The sequence below is a fragment of the Pseudoduganella sp. OTU4001 genome, from assembly GCF_038440195.1.
GTDB lineage: Bacteria > Pseudomonadota > Gammaproteobacteria > Burkholderiales > Burkholderiaceae_D > Rugamonas.
The window spans coordinates 1-12614 of sequence record NZ_JASATG010000043.1; the positions used below are offsets into that span (position 1 = coordinate 1).

Consider the following 12614-nt stretch of genomic DNA (forward strand, 5'->3'; position numbering starts at 1 on the left):
CGCCATTGGCTGCGGTGACCGCGGGCGCGGAGGCGGTCGAGGCCGGGACCTGCTCGGCCGCGCGCGGGGCGGCGGCGGTGGCTTGGGCGGCGCTGGCTTGGCTGACGCTTGCCTGCTGGCGCACCAGCATGGCCGCCAATCCTGCGATGGCTGCGCCCATCAGCACCATGGCCACAATCACCGGCGTGCGGCGACCGCCACGCCCCTGCCCGGCAGGCGCGCTAGCGAGCGTCGGGGCATGGATAGTGGGCGTACTGCCGATCTGGCGTTCGGCCTGGGCCTTCTTCAGTGCTTCAAGAATATAGGACATATCATTTCCCCGCCGCTGCCAGCAGGCGCGGTTCGGTCTCTTTGCCCGCTTGCGACAGGCGGATGAAAGTTTTCGGCCCCGCCACGCCATCAGCCTTCAACCCTTGGGCGGCCTGGAATTCACGCAGGTAACGCAGGGTGTCGCCGGCCAGCGGCTGGTTGTCGCGCGGCTTCTTGACGCCGTTGGCTTGCGCGAGGCGGCGTGCGAGCCAGTCTACGTCGGGCCCCTTGTCGCCGGAGGTGACTTCATCCCGCCAGCTGCGTGGCGCACGCCAGAAGGTGGTGAAACTGCCGTCAAAGCGATTTTCCAGCGCGTCCAACGCAACCGTCTCGTTGCCTGCAGTGGTGAGCAGCGTGGCCTGGCTGGCCGTCAGCGCAGTCAGAACAGCGATTTGCGGCTTGGCGGCGGGGTCGTTGCGGAGTTTGAGGATCACGGGGCGGTCCAGTTTGCGGATCTCGGCCAGGCCGCCTTTGGTCTGAAGGCAGCGCAGGTTGCGCTTGGCTGCTTCGGCGCAGCCCTCGCCTTCCGCCAGTTCTACTTCCCACTTTGCGGCCAGTTGGCGCAAAGCGGCATCCAAAGTAAGTTGGGGCGCTGCGGCCTCCCTGGCAGCCGGTGGCGCGCCGGACAACGTTGCACCGGCCAGCGACGATGTGGCAGCGGCTGACGCCGGCATACCGGAAGCCGGCGATCGCGCTGCGGCGAGTGATGGCGCTGCGGTGGGCGAAGATGGCGCGGCGGCGGCTGGCGATGGCGCACGTGGCGCGGGGATCATCTGCCATGCCGCAGCAGCGGTGAGCGCGGCGCCGGCAAGGGCGCCAGCCGCCGCCAGGCGCCACGGACGCGCGCGGCCGGCTGGCGCGCCCTCCCCCGCAAAGACCTCCTCCGCCGCACGGCGCAAGATCGTGGCATTCACCTGGGCGCGATTTTCAACATAGGTGCCCAGCAAGGCCCGATCGCACAAGAGATTAATCCTGCGCGGCACCCCCTTGCTCAATTGATGCACCCGCCGCAGCAGCGCCTGCGGGAACAGCTCCACCGCCCCAGCCCCAGCCACCGCCAGCCGATGCTGGATATAGCTGCCCACCTCCGGCTCCGACAAAGGCCCCAGGTGATAGCGCGCAATCACGCGCTGCGCCAACTGCTCGAGCTCAGGCCGCGCCAGCATGCCGCGCAATTCCGGCTGCCCAATCAGGATAATCTGCAGCAGCTTACGCTCATTGGTCTCCAGATTAGTCAGCAAACGCAATTGCTCCAGCACGTCCGCCGACAGGTTCTGCGCCTCGTCGATCACCAGCACATTGTTGAAGCCCGCCGCATGCGATTGCAGCAGATACGCATTGACCGCATCCACATACGCCTTGACGCTATGCGCCCCATCCGGCAGCGCAATGCGGAATTCATCACACACCGTCTGCAGCAGCTCCTCGACGGTCAGCTTGGGGTTGAAGATATAGGCCAGCCGGCAATCAGCCGGAATCTGCTCCATGAAGCAGCGGCACACAGTAGTCTTGCCGGCGCCGATCTCCCCGGTCAGCAGCACGAAGCCGCCGCCGCTCCCCACCCCGTACAGCAGATGCGCCAAGGCCTCGCGATGCCGCTCGCTCATAAAGAGGTAGCGAGGGTCCGGGGCAATCGAAAACGGCTGCTGTTTGAGGTTGAAGTATTGCGTGTACATGGTCGGCGCTCAGCGCAGCGCGGGCGGCAGTGGCTTGAATTTGGCGCAGTATATCTTGGAGCGCGTGTTGAAATAGACGATACGGCTGCCCGGCTTGGACTCCCGCACCGGATAGCGCGAAGCGTCGATTTTCGCATACGACAGGCCGTCCTGCCGCTGGATCGCCTTTTCCAGTTCCTCCGGCGTGGTGTCGGCCACCGCGCCGACAAAACTATACGGGAAGCTTTCGTCGCTGACGATCACCTCCAGCACCGGCATGCCCCACAGCGTGGCTTCGTCGGTGCGGAACCAGTACGCTCCGCCCTCGCGCTTGTACGGCGGGCCGAAATGCTGGCTGAGGTAATCGAAGTAGTAGCGGTTGGTGGTCTGGTCGCGGCACAGCAAGCCATTGCCGAGGACCACACCGAAATGGGAAGGCGGCGCGCCGTGCGCCAGGGAAGATGCCGCCAGCAGGCCGGCAACAAGGAGTCGCAGTCCCCGCATCACTTACAGTTTCTGCATCCAGGCACGGTTGGCGCTGATCTTGGCTTTGGCGGCGGGAGGCAACGCTTCGTAACAGCCAGGATATTGCTTCAGGGAACCTTCACGGATTTCCTTCTGCAACCCATTGATCAGGAACACGTATACCGTTCCACCCTGGTCGGTCGATTTGGTTCCCAAGTACTTGATCATAAAGTGTCTCTCCTGACGAGCATTATGACATTTCAAGGCAAAAGCACAACTTCCCGGCCCCAGTCGTGTGCATTTCGGTAGCGAAAAAATGCAGTTCGCTCCTCGTTTTTGCGCGTCTGTCTTTTTCCGGACCCGGCCCGCAGCCGATTCGCATATCGTTCCAGCATCAACAACCTGGACAGTGACAATCAAAATGAAAAAGCTGATCACCTACGGCGCTGCCTTCTCCCTGATCGCCCTCGGCGTCTCGACCCTGCACGCCACGCCGGCGGAGAGCGAGAAAAAGGGCGACAACACCCCTACCCGCGAAAACCGCCCGGTGACTGCTTTCAGCCGTATTGAAGTCGATGGTCCCTATAAAGTGCTGATCGACGCCCAGGGCTCCCCTGCGGTGGAAGTCAGCGGCCCAAAACGCCAGGTTGAGCAGCTCGAAGTCGTGGTCCAGGGCGATACCCTGCACGTGCGCCCGCTGCGCCGCAACCACTGGGTGTTCAGCTTCGGCAAGCAGCGCGAGCCTGTCATCGTGAAGATCAGCGCCAGCGGCCTGAAAGCCCTGAGCAATAGCGGCAGCGGCGACATTGAACTGGAGCGCGTGGACAGCAGCGAATTCAAGCTGATTTCCACCGGCCCCGGCGACATGAGCGTGTCCGGCAGCGCCACGGAACTGGTCATCAAGGCCAGCGGCAGCGGCGACCTGCACCTGCACCGCATGCGTGCCAATAACGTGAACCTGGTCATGACCGGTCCTGGCGACGTCAGCGCCCCGGCGATTACCGGCGACCTGAATGCGGTACTGTCCGGCTCCGGCGACCTGGATGCGACCGATGTCCGCGCCAACAAGATCAATGCCGCGATGAGCGGCCCCGGCCAGGTCGAACTGCGCGGCACCAGCCGCGACATCCGCGTCGACATTTCCGGCTCGGGCGACCTGGAAGCCTGCGGCATGCAGGTCGAGAACGTGAGCGCCATGCTGAACGGCCCAGGCAGCGCTTGCCTGAGCGGCAATATCAAGAAATTCGACGCCGAAGTACACGGCTCCGGCGACCTGGAAGCGCGCGGCCTGCAAACACAGAACACCCGCGTGGCGCTGAGCGGCCCTGGCAGCATGAACCTGTCCGGCAGCACCACTACCCTGAGCGCCGACGTCAGCGGCTCGGGCGACCTGGATGCCAAACAGCTCAAGGTGGCTAAGGCCACCACCCGCAGCAAGGGCCCCGGCAATATCTACCTGAGCAAGGTCAGCGACTCGCTGGACGCCGACGTGCGCGGCTCCGGCGAACTGCAGGCCGAGCCGGAATGCAAGGACGTGAAAGTCAGCATGAGCGGCCCAGGCGGGGTGCAGCTGCGCGGCTGGACCAGCAACCTGAACGTACAGATGAGCGGCTCCGGCAGCCTGGATGCACGCGAGATGCTGGCCAAGCAGGCCGAGGTGAATGTGCGCGGTCCCGGCAACGCCACCGTCAACGTGCAAGGCAAAGTGGCGGCCCAGGGCCAGCAACTGTTATCGGATAAACAGCGTGTGGTGACGGTCGACCGTCGAGGCGCCCACACTGAATGATTGACGACATCGCTGCTGACGCCTGAGGCGCCGGCAGCGATTAGCTTTTCCATCGAGCCCGGCCTACGCGCCGGGCTTTTTTTCGCCCATACCAAATTGCATACCATTGCACCAGTCCAGCATAGCCATAAAAATCAAGCACTTAGCATAATTTGGTGCGGTAGCAATGCGAACCGAAACAATACCAGTTAAATACCTGTTGACAAGCTGGTGTGCTCCCCATATAGTCGCCACAGTCCTTTTCAACCCGTGAAAAAATGATTGAATTCCTAATAGGCGTCGATGGCGGCGGCAGTGGCACCCGTGTGCGCCTGGCGCGTGCCGATGGCCAGTTGCTGGGCGAAGGCCAGGCCGGCCCTTCCGGTCTGCTGCATGGTATTAAGAATGCCTGGGCCGCCGTTGAGGAAGCCATTGGCCGCGCCTTCGAAGCGGCCGGCCTGGCGCCAGCGCCGCGCGCGGTAATCGCTGTCGGCCTGGGATTGGCGGGAGTCCATAACAAGCAGTGGGCGGCCAATTTCGTCGCCGCCAACCCCGGCTACGCTGCCGTGGCGCTGGAAACCGACGCCTTTACCACCGTACTGGGCGCACATGAAGGCCAGCCGGGCGCCATTATTGCGCTGGGCACCGGCAGCGTGGGCGAAATCCTGCACGCCGACGGCACCCGCCATGAGGTGGGAGGCTGGGGTTTCCCGGCCGGGGATGAAGCCAGCGGCGCCTGGATCGGGCTGAAAGCCATCAACCATATCCAGCAAGTATTGGACGCCCGCATGCCGGGCAGCGCCTTCGCCGATGCGGTGATCGAAGCCTGCGGCGGCAACCGTGACCGCATCCAGGTCTGGCTGGCCAATGCCAGCCAGACCAATTACGCGCAGCTGGCGCGCCTGGTGCTGCAGCACGCCGGCAGCAACGCGGTGGCGCATGGCATCCTGAGCGAGGCCGGCCAGCAGGTGGCGCTGATCGCGCACGGCCTGGACCCGAGCGGCACGCTGCCGATCGCCCTGTGCGGCGGTCTGGGCGAGCCGATGCGCGCCTACCTGCCGCCGGCCCTGCTGCAGCGGATTGTCCCGCCCAAAGGCGACTCCGCCGCGGGCGGCCTGCGTCTGATCCAACAACACTTGAAGGAGTAGCCCGTGCTATCCCAGTTGAGCGATTTCCGGCCCGACGCCGACAGCGACACCCCTCTGTACATGCAGTTGGCGAACAAGCTGTCCGACGGCATTGCCAGCGGAGAGTGGCGCGCCAACGAAGCGCTGCCGTCCGAACGGGTGCTGTCGGAATTGCTCAATATTTCCCGGGTCACCGCGCGTAAGGCGATCGACATGCTGTGCGCGCGCGGCATGCTGACGCGCCGCCGCGGCTCCGGCACCTACATCACCCCCAAGCTGGAGCAGCCGCTGTCGCGCCTGACCAGCTTTTCGGAAGAGCTGCGCCAGCGCGGTTTTACCGCCGGCTCGCGCTGGCTGCAGCGCGAAATCGGCGTGGCGGCGCCGATTGAACTGCTGTCGCTCGGCCTGTCGCCGAACATGCCGGTGGCGCGCCTGAAACGCCTGCGTACCGCCGACGATGTGGTAATGGCGATCGAAACCTCCACCATTCCCGCCATGTACATGCCCGATCCCGGCACCGTGAATGGCTCGCTGTACGGCTACCTGGAAGCCAACGGCAATGTGCCAATGCGCGCGCTGCAGCACATCCGCGCCATCAACGCCAACGCCGAACAAGCCCGCCTGGCCAATATCGCTCCCGGCACCGCCATGCTGCACATCACGCGCGTGAGCTACCTGGAGAACGGCGCAGCGGTGGAACTGACCCACTCCTACTGCCGGAGTGACTATTATGAATTTGTAGCGGAGTCGCGTCGATGAATGAGGCAATCAAAGGCAATATCCTGACACCGTCGGGCTGGCTGAACGGCACCATCAGTTTCGGCGAGCGCATTGCGGACATCGCAGGCAGCAGCAGCGACCCGCAGCACAACGGCGACGACTATATCCTGCCGGGCTTCATCGACCTGCACGTACACGGCGGCGCCGGCAAGGACGTGATGGAAGGCGGCGACAGCATCCACACGATTGCCGCGATCCATGCGCGCCATGGCACCACCTCGATGCTGGCCACCACCATGACCGCCCCGCCGGAAGATATCGACCTGGCGCTGGCCGCCATCGGCAAGGCTGTGCACCAGCGCGGCAAAGGCGAAGCGCGCGTGCTGGGCGCCCACTTGGAAGGTCCTTATATCAACAGCGGCAAGCTGGGTGCGCAGCCGAACTATGCGCGCGCCGCCACGTTGGAAGAAGTGCATCGCCTGGAAAAGCTGGCGCCGCTGCGCGTGATCACGGTGGCGCCGGAAATCTCCGGCCACCTGGAACTGGTGCGCGACCTGGCGGGCCACGGCGTGCGCGTGCAGATCGGCCACACCCTCGGCTCCTACGAGGAAGGCGTGGCTGCGCTGGACCACGGCGCCACCGGCTTTACCCACCTGTTCAACGCCATGAGCGGCCTGCACCACCGCGAGCCCGGCATGGTCGGCGCAGCGCTGGCGCATGCCGAATTCGCCGAACTGATTCCCGACCTGCTGCACGTGCATCCAGGCGCAATCAAAGGCGCGCTGCGCGCCATCCCGCGCCTGTACTGCGTGACCGACTCCACCGCCGCCACCGGCATGCCGGATGGCGAGTACATGCTGGGCCGCCACATCGTGCACAAGTGCATGGGCGGGGTACGCCTGCCCGACGGCACCCTGGCCGGTTCCACGCTGACGCTGGACCAGGCCCTGCGCAACCTGGTCGGGCTGGGCCTCGACCTGGCCGACGCCTCCAAACGAGTTTCCACCCATGCGGCTGACTATCTCGGCCTGCAGGACCGCGGCCGCCTGGCGCCCGGTACGTATGCCGACCTGGTCGTAATGGACCGGGACTTGAAACTGAAAGCCGTTTATATCGAAGGAGAACGTTGTGACCTCAATGATGCTTAAAGAAGCCCTGTCTGCCGCCGACTGCGTGGAACAGCAACTGGCGCATGACACCGACCGCTACGCGGAACTGGGCCGCAAACTGAGGAGCACTCCGTTTAACTCCGCGCTGACCGTGGCACGCGGCAGCTCGGACCATGCCTGCAACTACATCGCCTACCTGATCATGTCGCGCCTGGGGCGCGTGGTCGCTTCGCTGCCGATGTCGCTGGTGACGCTGCACAAGTCGCCGCTGATCACACGCGACACCCTCACCATCGCCGTCTCGCAATCGGGCCAGAGCCCGGACGTGGTGGAACCGATCCGCTATTTCCGCGATGGCGGCGCGACCACGGTGGCGCTGGTCAACGATGCCGATTCGCCGCTGGCGCATGCCGCCGAGTGGGCCATGCCGCTGCGCGCGGGCAAAGAGCAATCCGTCGCCGCAACCAAGAGCTTCATCACTTCGCTGGTTGCTGGCGCGCGCCTGGTGGCGCACTGGCAGAACGATCCCGAGCTGCTGGACGGCCTGGCGGCACTGCCGGAAGCGCTGCGCGCAGCCTGCAATGTGGACTGGTCGCCGGCAATTGAAGTGCTGGCGCCGGCCCGCAATATCATGGTCGTCGGCCGCGGCATCAGCTTCCCGGTTGCACTGGAAGCGTCGCTGAAATTCAAGGAAACCTCGGCGTTGCAGGCGGAAGCCTTCTCCGGCGCGGAAATCAAGCACGGTCCGATGGCGCTGATCGAAGAAGGCTACCCGCTGCTGATCTTCGCCACCCGCGGCCCGACCCAGGCCGGCCTGCTGGCGCTGGCGGAAGAAATGCGCGGCCGCGGTGCGCGCGTGCTGCTGGCGGCGCCGGAAGATGTGGCGCAGCGCGACCTGACCTTGCCTGTGGCGGCGACGCCGGATCTCGATCCTATCGTGGCGATCCAGGCCTTCTACGTGATGGCGGCCAAATTGTCCGCCGCGCGCGGCCTGGACCCGGACCGCCCACGCCACCTGAACAAAGTCACCAAGACCCACTGATCCATCCCCGCGCGCGGCCATCGATGAAGAACAGTCTCCTGCTTGCTGCATTGATGGCCTTGGCCGGCGCTGCGCCGGCCGCGCCGCAGCAGCATATCGAGTTCTGGACCTTCAGTATGAAGCCGCGCTTCACGCCCTATTTCGAGGACGTAGTGCGGCGCTACCAGGCCGCCAATCCCGGCGTACGCGTGGAGTGGGTCGACTTCCCCTGGGACATCATCCAGACCAAGCTGGTCACCCGCATCGTGGCCGGCAAGCCGCCCGCGCTGGTCAACCTCAACGTGCCATGGGCCGAGGAGTTCGCGCGCGACGGCCTGCTCACGCCCGTCGATGCGCTGCTCGGCGCCGAGCGGCCGCGCTACCTGGCGAGCGCACTGCAGGACCTGACTTTCGCAGGCAAGACATACGGCTTCCCGATGTATAGCAATGTCGCCGTGATCGCCTACAACCGCGAGATCTTCCGCGCTGCCGGCATTCCGCACGCACCGCGCAACCTGGACGAGCAACTGGCGTTCGCGCGCCAGATCGCCCAGCGCACCGGCAAGGCGGGCCTCTGCCCTGCCCTGTCCAAGGTGGATGGGCTGATGCTGCAGCAAGGCTTGCCTGTGCTGGCGGGCGGCCGCGCCGTCTTCAATTCACCTGCCCATGTGGCCTTTGTGCGCAAGCTGGCCGATACGTATCGCGTTGGCGGTCTGCTGAAAGATGGCCTGTTTGCGGAGGATAACTTCCCGCCGGCAGTGGAAGCCTATAAGAGCGGGCGCCTTGGCATGCTGCTGGCGCCGCCGACCGCCTTAAAGCGCATCCAGGCCGATGCGCGCGATGTGTACGCCATCACCGGCGTCGCGCCGGCGCCGCTGGGGCCGACCGGGATTGCCGATGGCGGGTGGCTGATCCACTTCGGCGTTCCCGCCCGCGTGCCGGCCGCCGACTTGCCCGGCATCGGCAAGTTCGCACGCTTCCTGACCAGCGATGCCAACCAGCTGGAATTTGCACGCCAGGCCAGCGTGTTCCCCGCTTCGGCGCAAGCGGCGAACGATCCCTTCTTTACCGCCGTACCGCCCGGTGCAGGCGCTGCGGAAAAGGCCGTCGCCGCCGGCGCGGTATCAATGCCCCACTCGCGCACCATGTACGTAGCCGGTGTCGAAGACTACGACGAACTGCGCCGCGCGCTGGTGAAGGCCGTCGAAGCCGGTGTCACCGGCCGCCAGGACATCCAGCAAGCACTCGACACCGCCGTCGCCATCTGGAACCGCAAGCTAAGACCTGGCACCGACTCCCTCACCGCTGGGGCCGCGCCATGAAGCGATCAGTGGCTGCATGGCTGTTCCTTGCGCCGGCCTTGGTGCTGCTGACCGTCTTCGCTTTCTGGCCGGTGCTGTTTGGCTCCGTTCTGGCCTTCACCGACTTCTCGCTGGTGCGCCCAACGCATTGGGTCGGGCTGGATAACTTCCGCTACATCTTCAGCAACGAGATGTTCGTGAGCGGCCTGAAAAACTCCCTCGTCTTCCTGCTGATCGTTCCTTGCGTGCAGCTCGGCGCCATCGCGCTGGCGGTATTGGTAAACAACCAGCTGCCAGGCATCAAAATCTTTCGCGCCGCATACTATGTGCCGGTCGTAACCACCGTCTCGGTGGTCGGCATCATGTGGGGCTTCATGTTCCACGAACAGGGGGCGCTGAACTACCTGCTTGGCACCAATATCGGCTGGCTGCAGGACGACACCTTCGCCCTGGCCGCCATCATGTTCGTTACGCTGTGGCGCGGCCTGGGCTGGTATATGGTGATGTACCTGGCCGCCCTGCAATCGGTGCCGCAGGAGATGCAGGAAGCAGCCATCCTGGACGGCGCTTCGCGCTGGCAACGCTTCTGGCACATCACCGTGCCGATGCTGCGCCCCACCATCATGGTCTGCACCATCCTGTCCGTGCTGGGCGCCCTGAAGGCCTACCAGGAAGTCGACGTGCTGACGCAAGGCGGCCCGATGAACTCCACTTTCACCGCCCTCTACTACGCCTACGACCAGGGCCTGAAGCACCTGAAACTGCCGCGCGCCCTGGCCGCCAGCTTCATCGTCTCCCTCATCTGCATCGGCATCGCCCTGCTTTGCCTGCGCTACCTGAAGCCGAAGCACCGATGAAGAAGCTCGCCCATTACTGCGTGCTCGCCGCGATTGCGCTGCTCTGCATCTTCCCTTTCTGGTGGACGCTGGTCACGGCGCTGTCCACGGAAGGCAATATTTTCGCCTTCCCGCCCACCTTCTGGCCAAAACAGCCGTCGCTGGAGAACTTCGCCGAAGTATTCCGGGTCATCCCCATCTGGTCCTTCCTCAAGAACTCCATCCTGATCACGGTCTTCACCGTGTTCTGGAAGCTGGTGCTGTGCTCCATGGCCGCCTACCCGCTGGCACGCATGCATTTCAAAGGCCGTAAGCTGGTATTCGGCCTGATCGTCGCCACCATGGTGCTGCCGTCCGAAGTCAACTTCCTGGTCAACTTCATCACGGTCACCGAAGCGGGCCTGGTCGACACCTACTCCGGCGTGATCCTGCCCAATGTGGTCAACGCCGTCGCCATCCTGCTGCTCAAGCAAGCGTTCGAGGAAATCCCGCAGGACCTGGTCGATGCCGCGCGCGTCGACGGCGCCTCGGAATGGACCATTTTCAGCAAAATCATGCTGCCGCTGATCGCGCCGTGGCTGGCCACCGTCGGCATCCTGACCGCCGTCGAGGCCTGGAACGAATACATCTGGCCTTCCATCGTCATGAGCAAGCCGGACGAATTTCCGCTGTCGGTGGGCGTGCTGTACCTGCGCGGCACCTTCGGCAGCAGCACACGCGTCATCGCAGCAGGTACCATCATCACTATTGTGCCGACACTGGCGGCATTCCTATTCACCCAACGTTACTTCATGCGCGGCATGGACGGAGCAGTTAAATGAGCACACAAGCATTACGAAAAATCGCGGGACAACTGATCATGATCCGCTTCCCCGGCACTGTGCTGGACCAGGCCACCGCTGATTTCATCCGCGACAACGGCATCCGCGGCGTGTGCCTGTTCCGCGGCAATATGACCGACTCCGCGCAACTGGCCAAGCTCACCGCCGACCTGCGCAATGTAATGGGGCCGAACGCCCTGATCGCCATCGACCAGGAAGGCGGCGCCGTGGTGCGCTCGACCTGGGTGCCTGCACCGCCCGCCGCCATGGGCCTGGGTGCTGCCGACGACACCGACCTGGCCTACCGCACCGGCGCCGCCGTGGCGCGCGCCGCCAAGTCGCTCGGTTTCAACTGGAACTTCGCGCCGGTGCTGGACCTGAATAACAATCCGGACAACCCGGTGATCGCGGAGCGTTCCTTCGGCGCCGAGCCGCAGCGCGCTGTCGAACTGGCGATGGCCTGGATGGCCGGCAGCCATGCCGAGGGCGTGGCCTGCTGCGTCAAGCACTTCCCCGGCCACGGCGACACCCACGTCGACTCGCACCGCGACCTGCCGACCGTCGACAAGCCGCTGCCGGAACTGGACGCGCTGGAACTGGCGCCCTTCCGCGCCGCTGCCCCGGTCGCGCCGGCCATGATGACGGCGCATATCGTCTACCCCGCCATCGACGCCGACAATCCCGCCACCATGTCGCCCGCCATCCTGGACGGCATCCTGCGCAAGCAGTGGGACTACAAAGGCGTGATCATCACCGACGGCATGGATATGCACGCCATCGCCGGCCGCTACGGCGTAGGCAATGCCGCCGTGCGCGCCCTGGCCGCAGGCGCGGACATGGTGATGGCGCTCGGGACCACCGAAACCCAGAACGAAACCCTGGACGCCATCGCCGCTGCCCTGGCCGACGGTTCGCTGTCGCAGGCCGCCGTCGACGAGCGCCTGGCGCGCCTGAACGCCCTGGCGCAAGCCTACCCTTGCCAGCAGCGTTCCTATAAAGAAGACGCCGCCGACCGGGTGATCATGGCCGAAGGCTGGCGCCGCGCCCTGACCGCACGCGGCAACCCTCAGCGCCCCGCCCCGGGCGCCAAACTGCGCCTGGTGGTGCGCCAGGACGTGGTGAGCGATGGCGTGTCCGAAGCCGGCGTGCCGGCTGCCAGCGTCGCCGCCTCACTGGGCAAGCTGTACGAGGTAGAACTGGTCACCTTCGCCGACGCCAACACCTTCGACTGGTCGGCGCTGCCGCAGGATGGGTGCTTCACGGTGCTGGCCTCCACCTCGCGCCTGCGCTACGGCGACAACGCCCGCAACAACTGGAAGCCGGACCTGCACCTGGCGCTGTGGAATCCCTACCAGGCGCTGGACATCCAGTCCCCCGCCCTGATGACCTACGGTTTCGCCGCGCCGGCACTGGAAGCTGTCAACGCCTGGCTGTCGGGCGAACTGGAAGCCACCGGCCGTTGCCCGGTTCCTGGCTTCGCATAAG

Annotated in this window: 12 protein-coding genes and 1 pseudogene; 9 read left to right on the plus strand and 4 right to left on the minus strand. The window is 65.0% G+C overall.

Translation table 11 applies throughout. From position 1 onward, the window contains the following. The 4 genes and pseudogenes from AAHE99_RS24450 to AAHE99_RS24465 form a co-directional block, all read right to left on the minus strand. Positions 1-310, minus strand: a pseudogene (locus tag AAHE99_RS24450) (general secretion pathway protein GspB); the annotation flags it as partial. 1 nt (position 311) lies between these two features. Further along, complete coding sequence (locus AAHE99_RS24455) at positions 312-1985, minus strand: AAA family ATPase (protein WP_342120318.1); 1674 nt, start codon at positions 1983-1985, stop codon at positions 312-314. A 9-nt stretch (positions 1986-1994) separates the two neighbouring features. Further along, positions 1995-2468 (minus strand): hypothetical protein, encoded by a 474-nt coding sequence (locus AAHE99_RS24460; RefSeq protein ID WP_342120320.1) that lies wholly within the window; start codon positions 2466-2468, stop codon positions 1995-1997. A gap of 3 nt (positions 2469-2471) precedes the next feature. Beyond that, entirely contained in the window at positions 2472-2657 is a 186-nt protein-coding gene (locus AAHE99_RS24465; RefSeq protein ID WP_342120322.1) for a hypothetical protein, read from the minus strand. 193 nt (positions 2658-2850) lie between these two features. Here AAHE99_RS24465 and AAHE99_RS24470 point away from each other — a divergent pair, with 193 nt between their 5' ends. The 9 genes from AAHE99_RS24470 to nagZ all read left to right on the plus strand — a co-directional run bounded on the left by AAHE99_RS24470 (position 2851) and on the right by nagZ (position 12613). After that, positions 2851-4215, plus strand: a complete 1365-nt coding sequence (locus AAHE99_RS24470) for a GIN domain-containing protein (protein WP_342120324.1) — start codon at positions 2851-2853, stop codon at positions 4213-4215. Positions 4216-4472: 257 nt separating this feature from the next. Further along, positions 4473-5342, plus strand: a complete 870-nt coding sequence (locus AAHE99_RS24475) for a BadF/BadG/BcrA/BcrD ATPase family protein (protein WP_342120326.1) — start codon at positions 4473-4475, stop codon at positions 5340-5342. Between the two features lie 60 nt (positions 5343-5402). Beyond that, positions 5403-6080 (plus strand): GntR family transcriptional regulator, encoded by a 678-nt coding sequence (locus tag AAHE99_RS24480; RefSeq protein ID WP_446728958.1) that lies wholly within the window; start codon positions 5403-5405, stop codon positions 6078-6080. After that, positions 6077-7189 carry an N-acetylglucosamine-6-phosphate deacetylase gene (nagA, locus tag AAHE99_RS24485; protein WP_342120331.1) on the plus strand — a complete coding sequence of 371 codons (1113 nt, stop codon included), beginning with the start codon at positions 6077-6079 and terminating at the stop codon, positions 7187-7189. Before AAHE99_RS24480 ends, nagA begins: the two co-directional genes overlap by 4 nt. Then, entirely contained in the window at positions 7179-8192 is a 1014-nt protein-coding gene (locus AAHE99_RS24490; protein WP_342120333.1) for an SIS domain-containing protein, read from the plus strand. The genes nagA and AAHE99_RS24490 overlap by 11 nt, the downstream gene beginning before the upstream one ends. Positions 8193-8215: 23 nt before the next feature. After that, positions 8216-9493: an ABC transporter substrate-binding protein gene (locus AAHE99_RS24495; protein ID WP_342120335.1), complete on the plus strand. Its 1278-nt coding sequence runs from the start codon at positions 8216-8218 to the stop codon at positions 9491-9493. Then, positions 9490-10329 (plus strand): carbohydrate ABC transporter permease, encoded by an 840-nt coding sequence (locus AAHE99_RS24500; protein WP_342120338.1) that lies wholly within the window; start codon positions 9490-9492, stop codon positions 10327-10329. The genes AAHE99_RS24495 and AAHE99_RS24500 overlap by 4 nt, the downstream gene beginning before the upstream one ends. Continuing rightward, complete coding sequence (locus AAHE99_RS24505) at positions 10326-11129, plus strand: carbohydrate ABC transporter permease (RefSeq protein ID WP_342120340.1); 804 nt, start codon at positions 10326-10328, stop codon at positions 11127-11129. The genes AAHE99_RS24500 and AAHE99_RS24505 overlap by 4 nt, the downstream gene beginning before the upstream one ends. Continuing rightward, positions 11126-12613 (plus strand): beta-N-acetylhexosaminidase, encoded by a 1488-nt coding sequence (nagZ, locus tag AAHE99_RS24510; RefSeq protein WP_342120343.1) that lies wholly within the window; start codon positions 11126-11128, stop codon positions 12611-12613. The genes AAHE99_RS24505 and nagZ overlap by 4 nt, the downstream gene beginning before the upstream one ends. The last annotated feature ends 1 nt before the right edge of the window (position 12614 follow it).